22 protein-coding genes are annotated in these 24638 nt (G+C 59.9%); 14 read left to right on the top strand and 8 right to left on the bottom strand.

The features are described from left to right. Nucleotides 1-34: 34 nt before the first annotated feature. Nucleotides 35-1753: a lysophospholipid acyltransferase family protein gene (locus MC50_RS13825; RefSeq protein WP_047664166.1), complete on the top strand. Its 1719-nt coding sequence runs from the start codon at nt 35-37 to the stop codon at nt 1751-1753. Nucleotides 1754-1810: 57 nt separating this feature from the next. Here MC50_RS13825 and tauD read toward each other — a convergent pair whose 3' ends face one another. Genes tauD through tauA form a run of 4 tightly spaced genes read right to left on the bottom strand, consistent with a single transcriptional unit; the run spans nt 1811 to nt 5224 of the window. After that, a complete protein-coding gene (gene tauD / locus MC50_RS13820) occupies nt 1811-2662 on the bottom strand; it encodes a taurine dioxygenase (RefSeq protein WP_032696575.1) in 852 nt (283 codons plus the stop codon). Continuing rightward, the gene (gene tauC, locus MC50_RS13815; RefSeq protein ID WP_032689306.1) at nt 2659-3486 is read right to left on the bottom strand and encodes a taurine ABC transporter permease TauC; all 828 of its coding nucleotides are present in this window, start codon (nt 3484-3486) and stop codon (nt 2659-2661) included. The genes tauD and tauC overlap by 4 nt, the downstream gene beginning before the upstream one ends. Beyond that, on the bottom strand, nt 3483-4250 hold the full coding sequence (tauB, locus tag MC50_RS13810) for a taurine ABC transporter ATP-binding subunit (protein ID WP_032689307.1): 768 nt from the start codon (nt 4248-4250) through the stop codon (nt 3483-3485). Before tauB ends, tauC begins: the two co-directional genes overlap by 4 nt. Before the next feature lie 11 nt (nt 4251-4261). Beyond that, complete coding sequence (gene tauA, locus MC50_RS13805; protein ID WP_032689308.1) at nt 4262-5224, bottom strand: taurine ABC transporter substrate-binding protein; 963 nt, start codon at nt 5222-5224, stop codon at nt 4262-4264. Nucleotides 5225-5524: 300 nt separating this feature from the next. Here tauA and MC50_RS13800 point away from each other — a divergent pair, with 300 nt between their 5' ends. The 6 genes from MC50_RS13800 to fbpC all read left to right on the top strand — a co-directional run bounded on the left by MC50_RS13800 (nt 5525) and on the right by fbpC (nt 13517). After that, nucleotides 5525-6154: a response regulator transcription factor gene (locus tag MC50_RS13800; RefSeq protein ID WP_032696630.1), complete on the top strand. Its 630-nt coding sequence runs from the start codon at nt 5525-5527 to the stop codon at nt 6152-6154. Next, nucleotides 6154-7695: an MASE1 domain-containing sensor histidine kinase gene (locus MC50_RS13795; RefSeq protein ID WP_032689309.1), complete on the top strand. Its 1542-nt coding sequence runs from the start codon at nt 6154-6156 to the stop codon at nt 7693-7695. The genes MC50_RS13800 and MC50_RS13795 overlap by 1 nt, the downstream gene beginning before the upstream one ends. A gap of 277 nt (nt 7696-7972) precedes the next feature. Further along, nucleotides 7973-9274 (top strand): MFS transporter family glucose-6-phosphate receptor UhpC, encoded by a 1302-nt coding sequence (uhpC, locus tag MC50_RS13790; protein WP_032689310.1) that lies wholly within the window; start codon nt 7973-7975, stop codon nt 9272-9274. After that, a complete protein-coding gene (locus MC50_RS13785; protein WP_032696577.1) occupies nt 9274-10305 on the top strand; it encodes an ABC transporter substrate-binding protein in 1032 nt (343 codons plus the stop codon). Before uhpC ends, MC50_RS13785 begins: the two co-directional genes overlap by 1 nt. A 75-nt stretch (nt 10306-10380) precedes the next feature. Beyond that, the gene (locus MC50_RS13780; protein WP_047664163.1) at nt 10381-12459 is read left to right on the top strand and encodes an ABC transporter permease; all 2079 of its coding nucleotides are present in this window, start codon (nt 10381-10383) and stop codon (nt 12457-12459) included. Between the two features lie 11 nt (nt 12460-12470). Beyond that, nucleotides 12471-13517, top strand: coding sequence for a ferric ABC transporter ATP-binding protein (fbpC, locus tag MC50_RS13775; RefSeq protein WP_032689313.1), 1047 nt, complete (start codon nt 12471-12473; stop codon nt 13515-13517). Between the two features lie 454 nt (nt 13518-13971). On the opposite strand, the gene mmuM is transcribed toward fbpC, so the two are convergent. Together mmuM and mmuP are read right to left on the bottom strand one after the other, a co-directional pair. Continuing rightward, entirely contained in the window at nt 13972-14904 is a 933-nt protein-coding gene (mmuM, locus tag MC50_RS13770) for a homocysteine S-methyltransferase (protein WP_047664161.1), read from the bottom strand. Then, nucleotides 14891-16297: an S-methylmethionine permease gene (gene mmuP / locus MC50_RS13765; protein WP_032689315.1), complete on the bottom strand. Its 1407-nt coding sequence runs from the start codon at nt 16295-16297 to the stop codon at nt 14891-14893. The genes mmuM and mmuP overlap by 14 nt, the downstream gene beginning before the upstream one ends. Nucleotides 16298-16520: 223 nt before the next feature. Between mmuP and eat the strand changes: the two genes are divergently transcribed. From eat to eutC, 3 genes are read left to right on the top strand one after another with little or no spacing between them, the layout of a single operon-like run. After that, a complete protein-coding gene (eat, locus tag MC50_RS13760) occupies nt 16521-17900 on the top strand; it encodes an ethanolamine permease (protein WP_032689316.1) in 1380 nt (459 codons plus the stop codon). Nucleotides 17901-17909: 9 nt separating this feature from the next. Next, nucleotides 17910-19298 carry an ethanolamine ammonia-lyase subunit EutB gene (locus MC50_RS13755; protein WP_046853045.1) on the top strand — a complete coding sequence of 463 codons (1389 nt, stop codon included), beginning with the start codon at nt 17910-17912 and terminating at the stop codon, nt 19296-19298. After that, nucleotides 19295-20074 carry an ethanolamine ammonia-lyase subunit EutC gene (gene eutC / locus MC50_RS13750; protein ID WP_032696581.1) on the top strand — a complete coding sequence of 260 codons (780 nt, stop codon included), beginning with the start codon at nt 19295-19297 and terminating at the stop codon, nt 20072-20074. Before MC50_RS13755 ends, eutC begins: the two co-directional genes overlap by 4 nt. A 106-nt stretch (nt 20075-20180) precedes the next feature. Here the strand turns inward: eutC and MC50_RS13745 are convergent, their stop codons facing one another. Further along, a complete protein-coding gene (locus MC50_RS13745) occupies nt 20181-20357 on the bottom strand; it encodes a hypothetical protein (protein WP_015585065.1) in 177 nt (58 codons plus the stop codon). Between the two features lie 250 nt (nt 20358-20607). On the opposite strand from MC50_RS13745, the gene MC50_RS13740 reads away from it, so the two are divergent. From MC50_RS13740 to MC50_RS13725, 4 genes are read left to right on the top strand one after another with little or no spacing between them, the layout of a single operon-like run. After that, nucleotides 20608-21417, top strand: a complete 810-nt coding sequence (locus tag MC50_RS13740; protein WP_032696582.1) for an ABC transporter substrate-binding protein — start codon at nt 20608-20610, stop codon at nt 21415-21417. Nucleotide 21418: 1 nt separating this feature from the next. Then, the gene (locus tag MC50_RS13735; RefSeq protein ID WP_032696583.1) at nt 21419-22237 is read left to right on the top strand and encodes an amino acid ABC transporter ATP-binding protein; all 819 of its coding nucleotides are present in this window, start codon (nt 21419-21421) and stop codon (nt 22235-22237) included. Then, entirely contained in the window at nt 22234-22986 is a 753-nt protein-coding gene (locus MC50_RS13730) for an amino acid ABC transporter permease (protein WP_032689325.1), read from the top strand. The genes MC50_RS13735 and MC50_RS13730 overlap by 4 nt, the downstream gene beginning before the upstream one ends. Beyond that, nucleotides 22976-23680, top strand: coding sequence for an amino acid ABC transporter permease (locus tag MC50_RS13725; RefSeq protein ID WP_032689326.1), 705 nt, complete (start codon nt 22976-22978; stop codon nt 23678-23680). The genes MC50_RS13730 and MC50_RS13725 overlap by 11 nt, the downstream gene beginning before the upstream one ends. On the opposite strand, the gene MC50_RS13720 is transcribed toward MC50_RS13725, so the two are convergent. Further along, nucleotides 23640-24548, bottom strand: coding sequence for a LysR substrate-binding domain-containing protein (locus MC50_RS13720; RefSeq protein ID WP_032689327.1), 909 nt, complete (start codon nt 24546-24548; stop codon nt 23640-23642). The genes MC50_RS13725 and MC50_RS13720 overlap by 41 nt on opposite strands. Nucleotides 24549-24638 lie beyond the last annotated feature (90 nt).

The following is a 24638-nucleotide window of genomic DNA, read 5'->3' as shown; positions in this document are numbered from 1 at the left end:
TCTACTGTCTGGGCAGGACGGAGGAGGAAGCGCTATGTTTAGTCTCGACAATGTACTCGACGACCTGTGGCCTCAGGCGAGGCCTGCCCCCTGGCAAAAAAAACTACTCAAAAAATTACTCCATGAGGAGGAGTTTCAACAATTTGCCGCTCGCCATCGCCACCTGAAAGGGCTTGATACGGTCGAACAGGTGCTTGAACATCTCAATATCCGCTGCGCAATTCCGGCGCACGATCTGGAACAAATCCCTGAACACGGTCCGCTGGTGATCGTCGCTAACCACCCCACCGGCACGCTTGACGGCCTTGCGCTACTCTATGCCGTTTCCCGCGTGCGCCGCGATGTCAAAGTGGTGACTAACCGCCTGTTAACCCATCTTGAACCGCTGAGCTCGCTGTTTATTCCCGTTGATAATATCAACGGCCGTACCGCCAAAACCGCGCTGCAACAGATGGATCACCAGTTGCAGAACGGCGGCGTACTGATCTTTTTCCCGGCGGGAGAAGTCTCGCGCCTGACGCGCCGGGGGATCCGCGATAAAAAATGGCACTCTGGCTTTATCAAACTGGCAACCAGGTACCGCGCCCCGCTGCTCCCGGTATGGATCCGGGCGCACAACAGCGCGCTGTTTTACGCCAGCACTCTGCTCTCCGACAATCTTCCTCTGCTGCTGCTGATGCAGCAAATGTTCCGCCGGCGTAACAGCAGCCTGCCGATCGCTATCGGCCAACAAATTGCCTGGTCCTCGTGGTACAGCGCGCAAACGTCTACGCGCGAACTGACGGATCGCGTCTATCGTCACGTTGAGCGACTGGGCAAAGGGATGCCGGGGGGGTTTAAAACGGAAAGCGCAATTGCGCGTCCCGAGGATCGCGCCCTGCTTAAGCGCGAACTCAGCCAGGCGGAGTGCCTCGGGCGCACGGCAGATGGCAAAGTCATCTATCTGTGGCAGCGCGGCGGCAAGGAAGATGCGCCGCTGCTGCGCGAGCTGGGTCGCCTGCGCGAGATTGCCTTTCGCGCGGTCGGCGAAGGCAGCGGCAAACGCCGCGATGTCGACGGCTATGATGACGATTACCTGCACCTGATTCTGTGGGACGAAGAGGACCTGGAAATCGTCGGTGCCTATCGCTTTATGCCTACCGCCATGCAGCTGGAAAAACGCGGCCTGGAAGGGATCTATAGCTACAGCCTGTTTCACTACGATGCGCGGATGGAGGATATCCTCACCCACGGGATTGAACTGGGTCGGAGCTTTATTCAGCCGCGCTACTGGGGGCGTCGCGGGCTGGATTATCTGTGGTGCGGCATCGGGGCCTGGCTGGCGCGCTACCCGCACTATCGCTATCTGTTCGGCCCGGTCTCCATTTCCGGTGGCCTGCCGCCCGCGGCTCGCGATCTGTTGGTGGCATTCTACCGTCTGTGGTTCCCGGCGACGCATCCGCTGGCGGAATCCCGTCGCCCGTATCCTGCCTCACTGCCGGATGTGCTGGCGCAGTTTGGCGGGGAAGATTACAACGACGACCTGGCGCGGTTGAAATCCCTGCTCGGCAACCTCGGCTGCGCGATCCCGCCGCTGTATAAGCAGTACTCGGAAGTCTGCGAGCCGGGCGGCGTGCAGTTTATCGATTTCGGCAGCGACCCGGATTTCAACAACTGCGTGGATGGTCTGGTGCTGGTGGATTTGACCTATCTGAAGGCCAACCGCTATCAGCGCTATATTGGGGTACATCTGGACGCGCAAAAATCGGCATAAAAGCCTTTCCCGGCTTGCGGCGCGCTGCGTCTTAGCCGGGCTACAAGCTAATGTTGATTATCCTGCCCGATAATAGGGCTTATCCCCGAGAATCGTCGCCCGATGCATAATGCGCCGCTGCGGCAGGTAATCGGCGTTGGCGTAGTGCTGGGTGACGCGGTTATCCCAAATCGCCACGTCGTTCGGCTGCCAGCGCCAGCGTACCTGAAACTCCGGCTTCGTGACGTGGGCGAACAGGAAGCCGAGCAGCGCCTCGCTCTCTTTTTCCGTCACGTCGACAATGCGGGTGGTGAACCCCTCATTGACAAACAGCGCCTGTTTGCCGGTCACCGGATGGGTACGCACCACCGGGTGTAGCAGCGGCGGATTTTTGGCGACCGCCTCCAGCCAGCGCTGATGCTCCTCTTCGCTTTTGCGATATTTATACTCCTGGAACGATTTACGGAAATCATGCTCCGCGCGCAGGCCGCTTAACAGCTGGCGCAAAGGCTCAGAGAGCGCCTCATACGCCGCAATGCCGCTGGTCCACAGAGTATCGCCGCCGGTTGAAGGCAGCTCTTTTGCCGCGAGGATCGCCCCGGCAGGCGGCGTCGCAATAAAGGTAACATCGGTGTGCCAGTTATCGTTATCCGGCGGATTATCGTCGTGGGTATCGAGAACGATAATCTCATCAACGCCCGGCGCATGGGGATAAACCGGATGAATATGCAGGTCGCCAAAGCGCAGGGCAAGATCCCTCTGCTGCTCGGGGGTGATGTTCTGCTCGCGCAGGAACACCACCTGATGGCGCAGCACCGCGTGATACAGCTGCTCAAACTGGTTGTCGCTCAGCGGGCGGGTAATATCGACGCCGGAAACCTGCGCGCCAATATAGGGGCCCAGCGGGGTAATGCTTAAACGTTCGCTCATTGTACTTCTCCATGCCAGGGCGTCAGGCGCCGCTGCAACGCGCGCAGCCCCAGTTCCAGTAAAAAGGCGATGATCGCAATCACCGCGATGCCGGCCAGCACCACATCGGTGGCGAGAAACTCACCGGCGGACTGCACCATAAAACCTAATCCGCGGGTGGCGGCAATCAGTTCAGCGGCCACCAGCGTTGACCAGCCCACCCCGAGCCCGATACGCAGGCCGGTGAGAATTTCCGGTAATGCGCCGGGCAAAATCACCAGCCACAGCACCTGCGCCCGGCTGGCGCCCAATGCCTGCGCGGCGCGAATCCGTACCTGCTGGGCGCTTTTCACTCCCGCCAGCGTCGACATCACCACTGGCGCAAAAATCGCGAGATAAATCAGCAATATTTTTGGCGTTTCGCCAATGCCGAACCAAATGATCACCAGCGGCAACCAGGCCAGCGGCGGCACCGGTCGATACAGTTCGATCAGCGGATCGAGAATCCCGCGGATCGTCGGGCTCAGGCCCATGGCGATCCCGACCGGCACGCCAAGGATCGTCGCCGCGACCAGGGCGATCGCGATCCGCGTCAGGCTCGCCGCCAGATGTTGCCAGAGCGTAGCATCCATAAAGCCCTGCGGACCGGCAATGGCGATCAGTTTCTGTAATACCTGCTGCGGCGGCGGAAGAAACAGCGGGCTAATCAGCTGCAGGGCCGTCACGCCCCACCAGACAACCAGCAGCACCGCCAGCGTGACGAAACTCAGCGTCAGCTGGCGGGAGAGCGGCCAGCGCCACTTCAGCGTCCGCGGCTGTGGTTTGTCATTAATCACCACGCTCATGAGAAGGCCTCCCGTTGTTCAAATACCCGGCTCAGGACATATTCACGCTGTGCGATAAACTGCGGGTCAGATTTAATGCTGCGGCATGACTCGCCGGCGATAAAGCGGCGACCAAAATTCAGCGGCAGCCGCTCCAGCACCCGGCCCGGCCCCGGCGATAGCAGCACCAGTTCGGTGGCCATAAATACGGCCTCTTCAATGTCATGCGTAATCAGCAGTACCTGCTTGCCGGTCTCGTGCCACAGGTTAAGCAGCAGGGTTTGCATCTGCTCGCGGGTGAAGGCATCCAGCGCGCCAAACGGCTCATCCAGCAACAGTAGCTGCGGGTTTGCCGCCAGCGCTCTGGCAATGCCGACCCGCTGGCGCTGGCCGCCGGAGAGCTGCCAGATAAAGCGCTTTTCCGCCCCTTCGAGTCCCACTTTCTTCAGCATCCGCGCCGCGGTTTCCCGGCGCGCGGCTTTATCCACACCCGCCAGCTGGAGTCCCAGCGCGACGTTATCCTGTACATTGCGCCAGGGCAGCAGCCCTTCATGCTGAAAGACCACGCCGCGCTCGGCGCCCGGCCCTTCTACCCGCTGGCCTTCGAGGGTGATGCTGCCGTGCTGATAAGGCACGAATCCGGCAATCAGGTTCAGCAGCGTGGTTTTACCGCAGCCGGAGGGCCCCAGGACCACCAGCAGTTCGCCGCTGTCCAGCGTCAGGTTGATATCCGCCAGCGCCGGTTTACCGCCGTAGTCGGCGGAAAGATGCGAGATTTGCAGCATCGTGGCCTCCTTTACTTCACAAAACGGTCGGTTACGTACTGGCTGTAGTCGGTGCCGGCCGCCGGGACTTTACCCTGCTCTTTGAGGAACCTGGCGGTGTCGACGATCGCTTTATTCACCGGACCATTCAGCTCCTGAGCCTGCTGGGCGGCGGTCAGATAGGTATTGCCTTTTACCAGCCCCGGAACATCGGCATCCGGCACGCCGCTCAGGCGCGACAGCTTGCTGATATTATCCGCCTGCTTCAGCCACGCATCCGGGTTGGCAATGTACGGTTGCTGGGCATCGATCGCGCTTTTGGCAAAGGCTTTCACAATCTCAGGGTGTTTCTCGGCAAAATCTTTGCGTACCACCCAGACATCCAGCGTCGGCGCGCCCCACTCCCCCACCTGGGATGAGTCGGTCAGCACTTTGCCCTCTTTTTCCAGTTCGTTCACCGCCGGAGCCCAGACGTAGGCGCCGTCAATGTCTCCGCGCTGCCAGGCGGCAATAATCGCCGGCGGCTGCAGGTTGATAATCTGCACCTGTCCCGGCTTAATGCCCCAGTGTTTGAGCGCCGACAGCAGGCTGTAATGGGTTGTGGAGATAAACGGTACCGCAATGCGTTTACCGATCAGGTCCTGCGGTTTGCTGATGCTCTTCTTCACTACCAGCGCTTCAGAGTTTCCGAGCTTTGACGCCAGCAGGAACACTTCAATCGGCACCTGCTGCGTGGCGGCAACCGCCAGCGGACTGGAACCGAGGTTGCCGATTTGTACATCGCCGGAAGCCAGCGCCCGCACGATGCTCGAGCCACTATCGAATTTTCGCCAGTCAACGGTTGCGCCGCTCGCTTTGGCAAAGGTGTTGTCCGCCTGGGCGACTTTCGCCGGCTCTGCGGAAGTCTGATACGCCACGGTGACGTTGACCGCCTGGGCCTGGAATGCCGCCAGTGCCAGTGCGGTAATAAGTGTGATACGCGATGATAGTGCCATAGTGTCTGCTTCCCGTTGTTGTTATGGGTGCAGTATTTCCGGCGCGATGCATTTGATGAAGTAATTAAAAATTCTTGCTAAGAACAAAGCGTTTTTAGAAAAAAAACGGCAATGGTTAGCTATTTCACTCATTACGGATAGCCTTCCCAGCCGGATGACGGCGCAAGCGCCTTATCCGGTCTATAGCACCCGGCAAATTATTAAGATTTCGTTACATTCGTTACATATCCGCACCCCGGTGATTGCCAGCGCAGCGGCGGCAGGCATCATACAATCATGATTCGCTAAGAGAGTATGAACATGATTCGTGTAGTGCTGGTCGATGACCATGTGGTGGTGCGTTCCGGTTTTGCGCAGCTACTCAGTCTCGAAGAGGATCTCGACATCGTTGGCCAGTTCAGCAGCGCGGCGGAAGCCTGGCCGGCGTTATTACGCGACGACGTCAACGTGGCGGTCATGGATATCGCTATGCCGGATGAAAACGGGCTGAGTCTGCTCAAGCGCCTGCGCACGCAAAAACCGCAGTTTCGCGCCATTATTCTCAGCATTTATGACACCCCGACTTTTGTACAGAGCGCGCTCGATGCAGGCGCCAGCGGCTATCTGACCAAGCGCTGCGGCCCGGAAGAGTTAGTTCAGGCGGTCCGCTCTGTCGGCATGGGCGGACACTACCTGTGCGCCGATGCGCTGCGGGCGCTGCGCGGCGGGGAACAACCGGCGAGGGTGCTGGAGGGACTCACCCCGCGTGAACGTGAAGTGTTTGATTTACTGGTCAAAGGCGATAGCGTAAAAGAAATTGCCTTCAAACTCGATCTCAGCCACAAAACGGTGCATGTCCATCGCGCCAACGTGCTGGGCAAATTGCACTGCCAAAGCACGATCGAACTGGTGCACTTCGCTCTCGACCACCAGCTGCTGGCAGGGCATTAATGTCGCGCAGCCTTCGCCACGGGGTCATTTCGCTGTTCATTGTGCTGGCCTGGGGAAGCGGCTGGCTGATGCTGTGGACGCTCGGCTTTTATCTGACCCATAACGGCCAGCAGGCGGCGCTGTTCCTGCCGCACGGCGTCTATCTGGCGCTGCTGATCCTGCTTTCGCGCCGCTACTGGCCCGCGCTGGTGATCCCCCCGCTGCTGATACTGCTCTGGCTGCGCAGCGAACAGCTGCTGAACGGCTATATTCTGCTGGCCGCGCCGTTGATTAGCCTGCTCCCTGCCGCTCTCGCCCAACAGTGCTGGCATCGTTTTCCCCTCTACTGGCAGCGGCTGACGCTGCTGCTGGCCACGGTGACCGCCAGCGCATTACTCAACACTGCCCTGCTCTCGTCGTTTGTCAAAAGTCCGGCGATGATGCTCGGTCTGGCCTCGTTTACCGGCGGCGTGCTGCTGACGCCGTTTGTCTATCTGATTTTTGAATTCCTGCGCCAGCAGCACCGCTACCACCTGCTGGGGCTGGATACCAACAATCCGCCCTTGCGCACTTCGTTAATCATCTGGTGCAGCCTGTTCTTTATTATCGGCATCGGCACCCAGATGGTGCTGTCGCCGGAAATCGAGCGCCTGCTGTTAATTATGGTGTTTCTGCCCAACGTGGTCATGGCGTGGAAGTTCGGCTGGCAGGGCGGCGTCCTCTCCGGCCTGCTGGGCAGCATGATGATCACCATCGCCCGCCAGGTTGGCGTCGGATTCAGCAATCTGGTGGAGCTGGAAATTTTTCTGGCGACTCAGGCGCTGCTCGGCATCGGGCTGGGCATTGCCATCAGCCGCCAGCAGCACCTGGCGCAAAACCTGCATCACTATCGCCAGCGGCTGGAAACGGAGCTGGCGGCGCGACGGGCGCTGACCGAAAAGCTGATCCACACCGAAGAAGACACCCGCAAAAGCCTGGCGCGCGAACTGCACGACGAAATCGGTCAGAACATCACCGCCATTCAGATCCAGTCGCAGCTGGTGAAACGGGCGCGCGATCCGGCGCAAACCCAGGCCGCCGCCAGCCAGATTAACGAGCTCGCGCGGCGTATTCACCACTCCACCCGCCAGCTGCTGCGCCAGCTGCGCCCCCCGGCCCTGGACGAACTGTCGTTTAAAGAGGCGCTACACCATCTGCTCAATGAGTTTGCCTTTGCCGAGCGCGGTATCCGCTGCCATTTTGACTATCAGCTTACCGCCACCCCGGCGAGCGAAACGGTGCGTTTTACCCTCTATCGGTTGCTGCAGGAGTTGCTCAATAACGTCTGTAAACACGCCGATGCCAGCGAGGTCGCCATTACCCTGTTTCAGCAGGGTGAGTGGCTGCGCCTGGAAGTGAAGGATAACGGTATCGGTATCAGCCCGGACAAAATTACCGGATTCGGTATTCAGGGCATGCGCGAGCGGGTCAGCGCCCTGGGCGGCGAGCTGACGCTGGAATCGCAGCGCGGGACGTGGGTAATTGTTAACCTGCCCACAAATTTGCAACAAACGGCCTGCTAACCAGGAAAAAGTCTTAGCCACTCCGGACTTTCTCTCATCCCTTTTCAAGTTCACTTCTCTATAACCTAAATAATTCGAGTTGCAGGAGGTAGCAAGTGAGCGACAAATTCGTCGGGAACGAATTTGACCAGCCGAAGGCTGGCCTCCGGTGAGAGGCAGGAGCCTCTCATTAATTCCCAGGAGCTTACATAAGTAAGTGACTGGGGTGAGTAAGTGCAGCTAACGCACATGCAACTTGAAGTATGACGGTTATATAGTCAGCAAAACGGAGACGGCTATGTACGCACGCTCAGCAACTGACATCAACCAACATTACCGGACGCTGCGTCCACAGCTGCTGATGTACATGGTGATCGGCTATGCCGCGTTTTACCTGACGCGCAAAAGCGTCAACTACGTGCTGCCAGCGCTGCAAACGGATCTGGGGCTGGATAAAGGCGATATCGGCCTGCTGGGGTCGCTGTTTTACCTGACCTATGGGCTGTCGAAGTTTACCGCCGGGCTGTGGCACGACTGCCACGGGCAGCGCTGGTTTATGGGCGTTGGCCTGTTCACTACCGGCCTGCTGAACGTGGTCTTCGCCTTTGGCGAGTCGCTGACGCTGCTGCTGGCGGTCTGGTCGCTGAACGGATTTTTCCAGGGCTGGGGCTGGCCCCCCTGCGCCCGCCTGCTGACCCACTGGTATTCGCGCAACGAACGCGGTTTCTGGTGGGGGTGCTGGAATATGTCGATCAATATCGGTGGGGCGATTATCCCTCTGATTAGCGCCTTTGCCGCCCACTGGTGGGGCTGGCAGTCGGCGATGCTGACACCGGGGATTATCAGCATGGCGTTGGGGATCTGGTTAACGCTGCAGCTGAAAGGGACGCCTCAGGAAGAGGGACTGCCGTCAGTTGGCGCCTGGCGTCAGGATCCGCTGGAGCTGCGCCAGGAGCAGCAAAGCCCGCCGATGGGGCTATGGCAGATGTTGCGTACCACGATGTTGCAGAACTCAATGATCTGGCTGCTGGGCGTCTCTTACGTGCTGGTCTACCTGATCCGCATTGCGCTCAACGACTGGGGCAACATCTGGCTGACGGAGAGCCACGGCGTCAATTTGCTCAGCGCCAATGCCACGGTCATGTTGTTTGAAGCGGGCGGACTGCTTGGCGCGCTGTTCGCCGGTTGGGGCTCGGATCTGCTGTTCAGCGGCCAGCGGGCGCCGATGATTTTGCTGTTCACGCTGGGACTGATGGTCTCCGTCGCCGCCCTCTGGCTGGCCCCGGTGCATCACTACGCGCTGCTGGCGGTCTGTTTCTTTACGGTGGGCTTCTTCGTTTTTGGCCCGCAAATGTTGATTGGCCTCGCCGCGGTGGAGTGCGGACACAAAGCGGCGGCGGGTTCGATTACGGGTTTTCTCGGCCTGTTCGCCTATCTGGGGGCAGCGCTGGCGGGCTGGCCTCTGTCGCTGGTCATTGAACGCTACGGCTGGCCGGGCATGTTCAGTTTGCTTTCGGTCGCCGCGGTACTGATGGGTTTATTACTGATGCCGCTGCTGATGGCGAGCATGACTACCTCTGCTGCTCAAAGGATAAAATAATGAAAAAAACGCTGGTCACTACCCTGATTGCTTCCGGCATTGCGCTGGCGACGCTAAGCGGCGCGGCGCACGCCAAAGGTCGACTGGTGGTCTATTGCAGCGCCACCAACGAAATGTGTGAAGCCGAAACCAAAGCCTTCGGCGACAAATATGATGTCAAAACCTCGTTTATTCGCAACGGTTCCGGCAGCACGCTAGCGAAGGTCGATGCCGAGAAGAAAAACCCGCAGGCCGATGTCTGGTACGGCGGTACCCTCGATCCGCAGTCCCAGGCCGGTGAAATGGGCCTGCTGCAACCCTATAAGTCGCCGAATCTTACGCAGGTGATGGAGCAGTTCCGCGATCCGGCGAAGCTGAAAGGCAACTACTCTTCGGCGGTGTACGTCGGCATCCTCGGCTTCGGCGTCAATACCCAGCGCCTGAAAGAGAAAAATCTGCCGGTGCCAAAATGCTGGAAGGATCTGACCAAACCGGAATACAAAGGCGAAATCCAGATCGCCGACCCGCAAAGCTCCGGCACCGCCTATACCGCGCTGGCGACCTTCGCCCAGCTGTGGGGAGAAGATCAGGCCTTTGATTACCTGAAACAGCTCAACGCCAACGTCTCTCAGTACACCAAATCCGGTATCGCCCCGGCGCGTAACGCCGCCCGCGGTGAAACGGCCATTGGCATCGGCTTCCTGCACGACTACTCGCTGGAAAAAGAACAGGGCGCACCGCTGGAGCTGATCTCCCCCTGCGAAGGCACCGGCTATGAAATTGGCGGCGTCAGCATTCTGAAGGGCGCGCGCAACCTCGACAACGCCAAACTGTTTGTCGACTGGGTGCTGTCGAAAGAGGCCCAGGAGCTGGCGTGGAAAAAAGGCAAGTCTTATCAGATCCTGACCAACACCACCGCCGAAACCTCGCCGAACTCGCTGAAGCTCGACGACCTGAAGCTCATCAACTACGACATGGATAAATACGGCTCAACGGACGTGCGTAAAGCGCTGATCAATAAATGGGTCAGCGAAGTGAAGATGGGCAAATAAGCCCACTCTTGCGGTTAATGCCGGGCGGCGGCTTCGCCTGACCCGGCCTTCAACTTCCTCAACACCGGAACCGCTATGTCACACACACTTGCACTCCATCCCGTGAAAAAACGGGATGCGATATTCCTTTGGGTTTTATTCGGCTGGCTGGCGTTCGCCCTGCTGCCGAGCTGGAGCCTGGATTACGGTCTGCTGGAGTCCACGAGCGATGAAATCCTCGCGGCCTACGGCTGGTCACAGTTCAATATCAGCTGGCTCTGGTATCTGTTGCCGAGCCTGCTGCTGATTCGTCCCTGGCAGGAAGCCGCGCGGGAGCAGCGCAGCCGCCACTACCTCGACGCGGGCTGGGCGTTATTATGCATGGCGTTTATCGTCATCAGCGCCACCGTTGAAGGTCGTGGGTTAGGCTACGCCACCATCGTGCTGTTTGCCGCGCTGGGCGCCATCATGACGCTGGCGCTCACCCGCCTTGAATGGCTGGGCGGCGACCGCTTTGTGATTGGTTCGCTGGTCACCATCGTGGCGTTAATTGGCGTCTTTATCGTCTGGCCGAGCATCGCTATTTTCATCCCGATGTTCACCAACGACGCCGGCGAGTTTGCCCCGCTGGCGTTTATGACCGTGCTGTCGCAGGCGCATATTGTCCAGGTGATCCTCAACTCCATCGCCCTGTCGATTGCGGTAGGCATCGGTTGCACTTTCTTCGGTCTGGTACTGGCGATTTACACCACCCGCATCGCCAGGCGCAGCGCCGTTATTGGTCGTATCTTCTCGATTCTGCCCATCGTCACCCCGCCGTTCGTCGTCGGCCTCGGCGTAACCCTGATGATGGGCCGTTCCGGCTATGTCACCGAGTTTATGGTGGAGTGGTTCGGCTTAACCAACACCAACTGGCTGTACGGGTTTACCGGCATCTGGCTGGCGCAGGTGCTGGCCTTCACTCCCATGGCGTTTATGATCCTCGACGGGGCGATTAAGACTATCCATCCGTCGCTGGAGGAGGCGTCGTACACCCTGCGCGCCAGCCGCTGGCAGACCTTTAACGGCGTCTTCGTCCCGCTGCTGAAACCGGCGCTGGCGAACGCGTTTTTAATCGTCATCGTCCAGTCGCTGGCCGACTTCAGCAACCCGCTGGTGCTCGGCGGCAACTTCGACGTGCTGGCAACGCAGATCTACTTCTACATCACCGGTTCGCAGCTCGATTATCAGGCGGCGAGCACGCTGGGCGCGTTCCTGCTGCTGTTCTCCCTGCTGGTGTTCTGTATTCAGTATATGTGGATCGGCAAGCGCTCCTACGTCACGGTCTCCGGTAAGTCCTATCGCGGCGACGTGCAGCCGCTGCCGGTGACCCTGGTGTGGAGCGTGATCGCCATTCTGGCGGTGTGGGTAGCCTTCAACGCCCTGCTCTACGGCAGCATTTTCTACGGCAGCTTTACCGTCAACTGGGGCGTGGACTACACCCTGACGCTGGATAATTTTATCAAGTTGTTCGGCCAGGGAATGAGCGACGGGGCGTGGCCTTCGCTGCTCGACACCCTGCTGTACGCCGGGATCGCCGCGCCGATTACCGCCGCTTTCGGCCTGCTGATCGCCTGGGTTGTGGTGCGCCAGCAGTTTAAAGGTAAAAAGACCATCGAGTTCACCACCATGCTGTGCTTCGCGGTGCCGGGCTCCGTGGCGGGCGTCTCCTATATTCTCGCCTTTAACAGCGCGCCGGTGTACCTCACCGGAACGGCGGCGATTGTGATTATGTCGATGGTGATGCGTAACGTGCCGGTTGGCATTCGGGCAGGCATTGCCGGTTTAGGCCAGATCGACAAATCGCTGGATGAAGCCTCGCTCAGCCTGCGCGCCGGAAGCCTACGCACCATTACGCATATTCTGCTGCCGCTGCTGCGCCCGGCGATCCTCTCGGCGCTGATCTACAGCTTTGTGCGCGCCATTACCACCGTCAGCGCCATTGTGTTCCTCGTGACCCCGGACACCCGCGTCGCGACCGCCTATATCCTCAACCGGGTGGAAGACGGCGAATACGGCGTGGCGATCGCCTACGGTTCGATTCTGATCGTAGTGATGCTGGCGATTATTTTCATCTTTGACTGGCTGATCGGGGAAGCGCGTATCTCCCGGTCAAAAGCCAAAAACCAGGCATAATGGAGCGCACTATGAGTCAGAAAAATTTTGTTGAGCTGCGCAATGTCACCAAGCAATTCGGCAGCAACAGGGTTATCGACAATATCAATCTCACCATTCCGCAGGGGCAAATGGTGACGCTGCTCGGCCCTTCCGGCTGCGGCAAAACGACCATTCTGCGCCTGGTGGCCGGGCTGGAAAAACCGAGCGCAGGGCAGATTTTCATTGATGGCGAGGACGTTACCCATCGCTCGATTCAGCAGCGCGACATCTGCATGGTGTTTCAGTCTTACGCCCTGTTTCCGCACATGTCGCTGGGGGATAACGTCGGCTACGGTCTGAAGATGCTTGGCGTGTCGCGCAGCGACGTGAAAGCGCGGGTGAAAGAGGCGCTGGCGATGGTGGATCTGGAAGGATTTGAAGACCGCTATGTCGATCAGATCTCCGGCGGTCAGCAGCAGCGCGTGGCGCTGGCGCGCGCCCTGATCCTCAAGCCGAAGGTGCTGCTGTTTGACGAACCGCTGAGCAACCTCGACGCCAACCTCAGGCGCAGCATGCGCGATAAGATCCGCGAGCTGCAAAAGCAGTTTGATATCACCTCGCTGTACGTGACCCACGATCAGAGCGAAGCCTTTGCGGTTTCCGATACCGTGCTGGTGATGAACAAGGGCCATATCATGCAGATCGGCTCGCCGCAGGATCTTTACCGCCAGCCCGCGTCGCGCTTTATGGCGAGCTTTATGGGCGACGCCAACCTGTTCCCGGCCGCCTTCAGCGAGGATTTTGTCGATATTTATGGCTATCGGCTGCCGAGACCGCTGCATTTCGCCGCCGAGGGCGAAGGCAGCGTCGGCGTACGTCCGGAGGCGATTACCCTGAGCGATCGCGGCGAGGAGAGCCAGCGCTGTACCATCCGCCACGTGGCCTATATGGGGCCGCAGTATGAGGTGACGGTGGAGTGGCACGGGCAGGAAATCTTGCTGCAGGTGAATGCGACGCGGCTGCAGCCGGATGTCGGCGAGCAGTATTACCTCGAAATCCACCCATACGGGATGTTTGTATTAGCCGATGCGGCGTAACTGACGCCGGGTGGCGGCTTACGCCTTACCCGGCCTACGGTTCGTGTACTACGGCTCGTGTACCTTGCAGGCTGGGTAAGCACAGCGCCCCCGGCCCAAGGTTTTGCAACCCGATAACCTTGAAATCCACCTGTAGCGGATGCTTGTGCTGGCCGATGCGGCGTAACTGATGCCGGGTGGCGGCTTGCGCCTTACCCGGCCTACGGTTCGTGTAGCTTGCAGGTCGGGTAAGCGCAGCGCCCCCGGCCCAAGGTTTTGCAACCCGATAACCTTAAAATCCACCTGTAGCGGATGCTTGTGCTGGCCGATGCGGCGTAACTGATGCCGGGTGGCGGCTTACGCCTTACCCGGCCTACGGTTCGTGTAGCTTGCAGATCGAGTAAGCACAGCGCCCCCGCACCTGGAGGTCGGATACCTTGTAGGCCGGGTAAGCGCAGCGCCACCCGGCAGCCACTCAGCGCTGCGCGTTCAACTCCGCAATATCCTTCGGCGTCGTCCGGCAGCAGCCGCCAATCAGCTTCGCCCCTGCGGCCTGCCACTGCGGCAAGTAACCCGCCAGGGTGGCGCAGGCTTCACCATGGTGATGCCAGGTTTTGGTCACCGGGTCATAATGCTCACCGGAGTTAGGGTAAACCACCAGCGGCAGCGCCGTCAGGCTATGCAGATGCTCCAGCGCGGCGGTGGTGTCTTCCAGCGCGATACAGTTAATTCCCAGCGCCACAATCTGCGGGTAGTTCGCCAGTATGGAAATCACTTCCCGCAGCGGGGTTCCGTCGCTGAGATGCTGCGCATCGCGCAGGGTAAACGAGAACCACGCCCGCGCACGAGGATAGGTACTCAACAGCGCCACCAGCGCCTTAATCTCGGTAAAGTTGGGCATGGTTTCGCAGGCCAGCAGATCGGCCCCGGCGTCGAGCAGCGCTTCCACCCGCGGGCGGTGGAACGCCTGAAACTCTTCGCGGCTCCGGACATAATCGCCACGATACTCCGAACCGTCCGCCAGGAACGCGCCGTACGGCCCGACCGAACCGGCAACCAGCAGCGTGCCCGCCTGCGGGTTCTCCGCCAGATACGCTTCCCGCGCCTTCCGCGCCAGTTCAACGCTTTTACCGATCAGCGCCTTCGACTGCGCTTCATCCAGCCCGCGGGCGGCAAACCCCGCCGGGGTAGCCTGATAGCTGGCGGTAATAGCGACCTGCGCGCCGGCGCGAAAGTAATCCAGATGGACTTCGCGGATAAGTTCCGGGTTGTCGACCAGCACTTTCGCCGACCACAGGCTGTCGGCGAGATTGCAACCGCGCGCTTCCAGCTCCGTCGCCATCGCGCCGTCCAGCAAGATAAAGGGCTGGATCTCCAGGATGGCGGTTAACGGATTATTCTGCGACATGTTGAGGCTCCTGGGTCAATGCCCGTGAACGAGTCAGATAGTACGCACCATAACACAGGGCGACGAACGGAATCCCGCACCACAGCGCAATTCTCTGGCTGGGGTCAAAGGCAAGACCAACGCAGGCCACCAGACACAAAATAAAGCCCAGCACCGGCACCAGCGGGTACCACGGGGCGCGATAGTGCAGTTCGCTCAGCGCTTTCCCCTGCTGGAGGTGGCGGCGACGGAACATAAAGTGCGATGCGCAGATGCTTAGCCAGACCGCCACCACCGCAAAGCCGGAGATAGCCGACAGCGCGACAAAGACCGTATCCGGCGCCACCACGCTGGAAAACAGCGCCAGTACGCCGCCCAGCATACTAACCGACAGGGCGATCAGCGGCACGCCGTTGTTGTTCACTTTGGCAAAACAGGCCGGTAGCGTCTTTTCATTCGACAGCGACCACAGCATCCGCCCGGAAGCATACAGCCCGGAGTTCGCCGCCGAGAGAATGGCCGTGAGGATCACAAAGTTAAAAATATCCGCCGCATAGGGGATCCCCACCTTTTCGAACACCAGCACAAACGGGCTTTTTTCCACCCCCGCCTGCTGCATCGGGATCAGCGCCGCCAGCACAAAAACGGTGCCGATAAAAAAGATAATCAGTCGCGCGATGGTCGTGCGGATAGCGACCGGGATGACCTGATGCGGGTTTTGCGTCTCACCGGCGGCAATCCCGATAAGCTCAGTACCGGAGAAGGCGAAATTCACCGCCACCATGGTCATCAGAATCGGCAATCCACCGTGGGGGAACCAACCTTCGGCGGTGATGTTGTGCAGACCCGGCGCCGGTGAACCATCCTGCATAGGAATAAAGCCAAAGATGGCGGCACCGCCAAGAATAATAAAGGCAATGATGGTGACGACTTTCACCAGCGAAAACCAGAATTCACCTTCGGCGAAGAAGCGTGTGGAGATGACGTTAAGGCCAAAGATCAGCGCGCAAAACAGTACGCACCAGATCCACACCGGCACCTGCGGAAACCAGTACTGCATGCAAAACCCGGCGGCGGTAAAACTTGAACCCAGCGCCACCGTCCAGGTCAGCCAGTAGAGCCACGCCACGGTATAACCGGTCGCCGGACCGAGATAGCGTGCGGCATAAACGTGAAAAGCGCCGGTTTCCGGCATCGCCACCGACAGCTCGCCCAGACACTGCATCACCAGCCAGACCACCAGCGCGCCAATCAGATAGGCCAGCAGCGTACCCGCGGCGCCGGTGGTGGAGATGATATAACCGGTATTAAAAAATAACCCTGTGCCAATGACGCCACCCAGCGACAGCATAATCAGGTGACGTGTCTTCATGGTGCGCTTTAACTGCCCACCTTGTTGTTGTGTTGTTTGCATATTACCTTCTAAACGTATGGACATCTAAACATCCAAAGAAGGTCTGTTATACCCTGCCGATGGCGAAAAAGCAAAGCGTGCTGCACCATCCCGTCGCGCGATTGCCCCGCCTCTTGCCCCATTTTTGTTCATCTTGTGCCGCCGGGTGAAGCGCTGACGCCAGCCCTGTCCTGGCATCTTCTTTGCAGCGTCCTGCGTATCTTCATCTGGCGAGGCAGCGAATATGACAGGGCACACCACGACATTAAAAAGAACGCTCGGCAGTTTCCGTTTATGGGGGATCGCCGTCGGGCTGGTCATCTCCGGTGAATATTTTGGCTGGAGCTACGGCTGGTCACAGGCCGGGACCCTGGGCTTTATGATTGTGGCGCTGGCGATTGCCGCCATGTACTGCGCCTTTATCTTTAGCTTTACCGAGCTGACCACCGCCATTCCGCATGCGGGCGGGCCATTCGCTTACGCCTACCGCGCATTCGGTCCGACCGGTGGCTTTATTGCCGGTTTCGCCACCCTGATTGAGTTTGTCTTTGCCCCTCCGGCGATTGCCATGGCGATCGGCGCCTATCTTAACGTCCAGTTCCCGGCGCTGGACCCCAAATGGGTCGCCTGCGGCGCCTACGTTATCTTTATGACGCTGAACATCCTCGGCGTCGGCATTGCCGCCACCTTCGAACTGATCGTCACCCTGCTGGCGATTTTCGAACTGCTGGTGTTTATGGGCGTGGTGGCGCCGGGCTTCTCATGGAGCCACTTTACCGCCAACGGCTGGGCAGGCGCAGAGAGTTTCAGCGGCCTGGCGCTGCCGGGCATGTTTGCCGCGATCCCCTTTGCTATCTGGTTCTTTCTGGCCATTGAAGGCGCATCGATGGCGGCCGAAGAGGCAAAAGATCCGCAGCGTACCATCCCACGCGCGCTGGGCGGCGGTATTCTGACCCTCACCGTGCTGGCCATTGGCGTGATGGTGTTTGCCGGCGGCGTTGGCGACTGGCGCACTCTGGCCAACATCAACGACCCGCTGCCGCAGGCGATGAAAATGGTGGTCGGCACCAGCAGCGGCTGGCTGCATATGCTGGTGTGGCTGGGTCTGTTCGGTCTGGTGGCCTCGTTTCACGGCATCATCATGGGCTATTCCCGGCAGATCTACTCGCTGGCGCGGGCGGGCTATCTCCCTGCCGGTCTTGCCACCCTCAACCGTCGAACCCGCACGCCGCATCTGGCGATCCTCGCCGGCGGCGTGGTTGGCGTGGCCGCGATTTTCTCCGACTCGCTGATTACCATCAGCGGGATGCCGCTGACCGCCTGTATCGTCACCATGTCGGTATTTGGCGCTATTGTTATGTATATCACCTCGATGGCGGCGCTGTTTAAGCTGCGCCGCAGCGAGCCAAATTTGATTCGTCCGTTCCGCGCGCCGCTCTACCCGTGGGCACCGGCGTTCGCCCTGGCGATGGCGGTACTCTGTCTGGTGGCGATGGTCTGGTACAACCCGCTGCTGGCGCTGATTTTCGCAGCGATGATGCTGGGAGGCTATCTGTGGTTTCGCAAAACCGCCTCCTCCCGCGAACGCGCGCCGGCGGACCCACAGCTGCGCATTGTCTCCTGAGGAGGCGGCATGTATAAAACCACGCTATCGGGCCAGGTCTGGCGCTTTGATAGTCTGAAAACGCTGATGGCGAAAGCGTCGCCAGCGCGATCCGGCGATGCGCTGGCGGGCGTGATCGCCGATAGCGCCGAGGAGCGTATGGCGGCAAAAATCGCGCTGGCGGATGTCCCGCTGAGCGAAATTCTGGCCAATCCTCTCATCCCCTATGAACAGGATGAGGTCACCCGGCTGATTATCGACACCCACGATAGCAGTGGATTCGCCGCTATTCGCCACCTGACGGTCGGGGATTTTCGCGACTGGCTGCTGGATGACGCCACCGATACCGCCACCCTACAACGAGTCGCGCGGGCGATAACGCCGGAAATGGCGGCGGCGGTGAGCAAACTGATGCGCAATCAGGATCTGATCCTCGCCGCCAGCAAGTGCCAGGTCATAACTCGTTTTCGCAATACGATCGGGCTACCGGGACATCTTAGCGTGCGCCTGCAGCCTAATCACCCGACGGATGACATGAAGGGCATTGCTGCCAGTATGCTTGACGGCCTGCTGTACGGCGCGGGCGATGCGGTGATCGGCATTAACCCGGCAAGCGACAGCCTGCCGGTGCTGGCGCAGCTCAACCATATGCTCGACGATATTATTCAGCGCTTCGCCATCCCCACCCAGTCCTGCATTCTGACCCACGTCACCAACACCCTGCAGCTGATTGAGCGCGGCGCGCCGGTCGATCTGGTGTTCCAGTCGGTGGCAGGGACCGAGGCGGCCAACAGCGGTTTTGGTATTAATCTGGCCTTACTGCAGGAAGCGCGTGAGGCGGCGCTAAGCCTTAATCGCGGCACCCTCGGCAACAACGTGATGTATTTCGAGACCGGCCAGGGCAGCGCGCTTTCCGCCAACGCCCATCACGGCGTCGATCAGCAGACCTGCGAAGCGCGCGCCTATGCCGTTGCCCGCCATTTTGATCCGCTGCTGGTCAATACGGTGGTCGGTTTTATCGGCCCGGAGTATCTCTACGACGGTAAGCAGATCATCCGCGCCGGTCTGGAGGATCACTTCTGCGGCAAGCTGATGGGGCTGCCGATCGGCTGCGACGTCTGCTACACCAACCACGCCGAAGCGGATCAGGATGATATGGATACGCTGCTGACCCTGCTGTGTACCGCCGGACTGACTTTCTTAATCGGCGTGCCGGGCGCGGACGATATTATGCTCAACTATCAGAGCACCTCCTTTCACGATGCGCTGTACGCCCGTCGTCTGCTCGGCCTGAAACACGCCCCCGAGTTTGCCGCCTGGCTGACAAAAATGCGCATTATCGATCCGGATGGCACCCTGCGTCTGACCGATGCCCGCCATCCGCTGCTGTCCGTCCTGCCGCAAGGAGAACCGGTATGAATCCCCCCGACGCCTGGAACCCGCTGCGTGAATTTACCGATGCGCGCATTGCGCTGGGGCGCAGCGGCGCCAGCCTGCCCACGCGCGAAGTGCTCAACTTTGGTCTGGCTCATGCCAGAGCCCGGGACGCGATTCACCGGCCGTTTAACAGCGAACAGCTGGAACCGGAGCTGGCGGCAATGGGGCTCTCCTCGCTCACGGTCCACAGCGCCGCCGGCGATCGGCATATTTACCTTAACCGTCCGGATCTCGGGCGCCGACTGGATGAGGCCAGCCGCGCCGATCTCGCCGCCAGCGGCGTGCGGCCGGCGGATCTGCTGCTGGTGATTGGCGACGGGCTCTCCTCGTATGCCGTGCATCGTCAGGCTCTGCCGCTGATTCGCGCGCTGCTGCCCTATCTGCACACGCTGGGCATCAGCCTTGCGCCGGTCGTGCTTGCCCATCAGTCCCGAGTGGCGTTAGGGGATGATATTGGCGAAACGCTGAAGGCCAGGGCGGTGGCGATATTAATCGGCGAGCGGCCGGGGCTCTCTTCACCGGATAGCCTTGGCGTCTATCTGACCTGGCAACCGCATCGTCAACGGCTGGAGTCGGAGCGTAACTGTATTTCGAATATTCGCCCGGACGGGCTGAGCTATGATGCCGCCGCCTTTAAGCTGGCGTGGCTGCTGGAGCAGGCTTTTTTACGTCGTCTGACCGGCGTACGTCTTAAGGATGAGAGCGATAACCCGGCGCTGCATGGCAGGGTAAAACCGCTGGGGATGCAACAGATTTAAAGCCGCTGGAGGCTGCGGCATGGCATCCCGCTCGCCGCAACCTCCAGCAGCCTCGCGCTACACAAAGCACACCTCGTTCCAGTAGGCTTCACGCGTCCAGCGTCGCTCAGTATGTCTTATCATGACGGAACCACCGTGTTTCAACATTGCCGATATCCACGCCGTAAAGGCTGGCGACTGGCAATATTGCCTCCATCATTCGTTGGGTATCCTGCTGCCCGGCTTCACCGTTAGATAAAAAAGCCAGCCAGCGCGTTAATCGTTGCCATAGTGCTACTTTCATTTTTCCTCCGTCGGGAAGCGATTTGCCTGACCGTATTTCAACCACAGATGGCGCAAGCCTGGAAATATCAATTCCGGGTTTTCAATCCCGGAAGGCGCATATTGCCCCGCCGGTCACGTCGGGGAATACCCATGCATTCTCTAAGTTCTTTTTTGATATAGATAAGAACTTTTTCTTCTTTGCCGGAGACGGTCGGTTTGTGGGAGCGTGATAAGCACAAAACAAAAACAGGGATTCAGGGGAAATAATCATGCGCATTGCAAAAACGAAAATCGCGCTGGCGCTGGGCATTCTGGCGCTGACCGCACAGGCTCAGGCAGACCAGCTGGCGGATATCAAAGCCGCCGGCGTGGTGAAAGTCGCCACCTTCGACGCCAACCCGCCGTTTGGTTCCGTCGACCCGAAAACCCACCAGCTGGTGGGTTATGATGTCGATTTCGCCCAGGCGCTGGCAAAATCGCTTGGGGTAAAACTGGAGCTGGTAGCCACCAACCCGGCCAACCGGATTCCGCTGCTGCAATCCGGGAAGGCCGACCTGATCGTCGCCGATATCACCATCACCCCGGAACGCGCACAGGTCATTGATTTTTCTACACCGTATTTTGTCACCGGCCAGCAGTTCCTCGTCCCGGCAAAATCAGCGGACCAGCTCGACAGCTACAGCAAAGCGCGGATCGGCGCGGTCAAAGGCACTACCGGCGAACAGGCGCTGCATCAGCGTTTCCCGCAGTCGCGCGTGCTCTCCTATGACGATATTCCGCTGGCGCTGACCGCCCTGCGTAACGGCAACGTCCAGGCCATCACCCAGGACAGTACCATCCTCGCTGGCCTGCTGGCAGAGGCGCCGGACAAAGCTAACTTTAAAATCATCCCCGATTTGCTGAGCAAAGAGGAGATCGGCGTTGGCGTCAAGAAAGGCGAACCGGCGCTGCTGAAAGCGGTCAATGACGAGCTGGTCAAGCTGGAAAAATCGGGCCAGGCCGCCAAAATCTATGATGTCTGGTTTGGCCCTGCCACCAAAACTCCACAGCCGCGTGCGTTTACCATAGAAGCTAAATAATATGTTATCGGGTCTGTTTTCACGCTCCGCGGCTTCGTCCGCGGATTTTTCGCATTTGCAGCGCGCCAGTATAGAATTTCGCCAGGCGGCAAAACGCTACGGCGACCATCAGGTGCTCAACGGCATCAATCTGCAGGTCGAACCCGGGGAAGTAGTGGCGATCCTCGGGCCGTCAGGATCGGGGAAATCAACGCTGATCCGCCTGATCAATCAGCTCGAATCCCTCAGCGCAGGCGAGATTCTGATCGACGGCAAACCCACTCGCCATCTTACGGACAGTGCGCTGCGTCAGCTACGCAGCCGCGTGGGTTTTGTTTTCCAGCAGTTCAACCTCTATGCCCATCTGACGGCGCAGGAAAATATCACCCTGGCGCTGGAGCGCGTGCACGGCTGGGAAAAAACCGCCGCGCATGAACGCGCGTTGGCGCTGCTGCAACAGGTCGGGCTGGAGGATAAAGCCCGCCAGATGCCGTCCCAGCTCTCCGGCGGCCAGCAGCAGCGCGTGGCCATTGCCCGCGCCCTCGCCTCGTCGCCGCAAATTATTCTTTTCGATGAACCCACTTCGGCGCTCGATCCGGAAATGATCGGCGAAGTGTTGCTGGTCATGAAGAAGCTGGCGCACAGCGGCATTACCATGGTGGTCGTGACGCATGAGATGCAGTTCGCGCGCGAAATTGCCGACCGGGTGGTGTTTATCGACGGCGGCGATATTCTCGAAGTGGCGCCGCCGGCGGACTTTTTCGCCCGGCCACAGCACGACCGCACGCGGCGTTTTCTGCAAAAGGTGCTCAATCCGCTGCACCAGGAGAGTCTCGAGTGAACCCGGTTCTCGACTGGCACGGCGTCCTGAGCGGGCAGCCGCTGCAGTGGATCATCTCCGGCTTTCTGACCACCGTGTGGGTCAGCGTCGCCGGAATAATACTGGCGACCGTGCTGGCCGTTGTGCTGCTGGCGCTGCGCTTAGGCGGCGGTAAAGCGGGCCGCGGGCTGGTGGCCTGCTGGGTCTCGCTGTTTCGCAATACGCCGCTGCTGGTACAGCTGCTGTTCTGGTATTTCGCCGCCTGGAACCTGCTGCCGCTGGCGGCGCGGGATTTCATCAATGACGACCACGCGTGGTCCATTCTGCCGGGTAACGTCTGGTGGCTGACCCCGGAGTTTCTCTGCTCGATGTGGGGACTGGGGGTGTTTACCTCGGCGTTTCTGGTAGAAGAGATCGCCTCCGGGCTGCGCGCCGTCAGCCACGGTCAGCGCGAAGCCGCTCTTGCGCAAGGTTTTACGCCATGGGGCGAACTGCGTCATATTCTGCTGCCGCAGGGGCTGGCGAACGCCTGGCAACCGATCATCGGCCAGTATCTGAACCTGATGAAGCTCTCGTCGCTGGCCAGCGGCATCGGCTTTGCCGAACTGACCTACCAGGTACGACAAATCGAAAGCTATAACGCCCACGCGCTGGAGGCCTTCGCCGTCGGCACGGTGCTGTATCTGGCGCTTGGGGTGGTGATGGGGATGGCGCTGGCGCGTCTTGGCCCGGGCAAAACCCAGCACAGGAGCGCGCAGCATGAACGCTAATCTGGCGGTGATCGCCGATAACCTCGATTACCTGCTGTGGGGACGGCTGGCGGATGGCATTCCCGGCGGCGTGGCGTTGACCCTGATGATGGCGATCGGCGCCGCGGCGCTGGCGCTTCCTCTCGGCATTCTGCTGGCAGGCGCCGCCTGGCGTTATGGCGGGCTGGTGCGCCGACTGCTGTTCCTGTGGGCGGAGCTGATTCGCGGTATTCCGCTTATTTTCGTCATTTTTTGGCTGTGGTATCTGCTGCCGATGCTCACCGGGAGCGACCTGCCGGGGGCGGTGACGGTCACCCTGGCGCTGGCGTGGTTTACCGCCGCCTCGGTGATGCATTCGGTGCTGGCGGGGCTGCAGTCATTGTCCGCCGGGCAGTTTGAAGCGGCACGAACCCAGGGATTTTCTGCCGGGCAAGCGCTGCGTTTCATCCTGCTGCCGCAGGCGCTGCGCAACGTGCAGCCGTCGCTGGTGGGGATTTTTATCAACCTGCTGAAAGACACCTCGCTGGCGTTTATCGTCAACGTGCCGGAGCTCACCACCGTCGCCGGCCAGGTGAACAACCGGGTGCAGATCTACCCGCTGGCGATTTTCGTTTTCACCGGCGCGGTCTATTACCTGCTGTGCTGCGGCCTGAGCCTGCTGGCAAACCGCCGCTTTACCAGGCGTAACGCTGACAGGCGCTACGCAGGCGGGTAAGAAACTGCTGCGCGTTCGCGGTCAATGCCGATTTCTGCGACCACACGGCGCAATACTGCGCCGCCGGCAGCGAGGAAACCGGCAGGGTCACCAGCTTATCCCCGAGCTGGAGCGGGTGACTCATGGCCCGGGCGACAATGGTCAGATAATCCGATTCCAGCACCATGTTGAGGCCGGTGATCACCGAGTCCGTACGCAGCGGGGTGATCGCCACCTGGCGATAAAAATGAATCAGCTCGTTTTGCAGCTGCTGGTAGTAGCCCATCGGCGACTCCGGCAGCAACCATTTCGCCCGCCGTAAGGCCATCAAATCGCTTTCATTCGCCAGCGGATGCCCTTTACGCGCCACCACGCAGAACGGCGCGGTAAACAGCGGCTCGATCATCACCCCTTCCGGCGGCCGCATCGGGTCCACCGAACCGATCGCCAGATCGATTTCGCCGCTGCGCACCCCGGGCAACAGGGAAGAGAGCTGCCCCTCTTTTAGCGTCAGCAGCATCTGCGGCAACGCCTGCTTAAACCCCTCCGCCACCGCCGGAAACACCGTCAGCGCGATCAGCGATGAAAAGCCTATCGTCAGGCGGCCGTGGGTCACCTGATTAATTTGTTCAACCTCGTCCGCCGCCCGGCGCAACTCCTCCAGCACCCACTCCGCGCGCTGCGAAAACGCGCTGCCCGCTTCGGTGAGCGTGATCCCCTCTTTGCTGCGCAGCAAAAGTTGCGTGCCGAGGGTCTGCTCCAGCTCACGCAATGTCCGGCTGAGCGCCGGCTGCGACTGGCCCAGTTCTCGTGCCGCCGAACGGATGCTGCCGCTGCGCGCCACCTGCCTTAGCGCCTGCAGATGGCTCACTTTTGGGAGATATTTCACCGCCAGCCCCTATCAGAAAAAAGCATCACCTATAGAAAAATTATATCTTCCCGCCGTTGCAGTAAAGCCCCAGGATGCGGATGGGGTCTC

This window comes from Klebsiella planticola, assembly GCF_000783935.2.
GTDB lineage: Bacteria > Pseudomonadota > Gammaproteobacteria > Enterobacterales > Enterobacteriaceae > Klebsiella > Klebsiella planticola.
The sequence above is the reverse complement of the archived record's forward strand: the minus strand, read 5'-3'. Positions and strand labels throughout refer to the sequence as shown.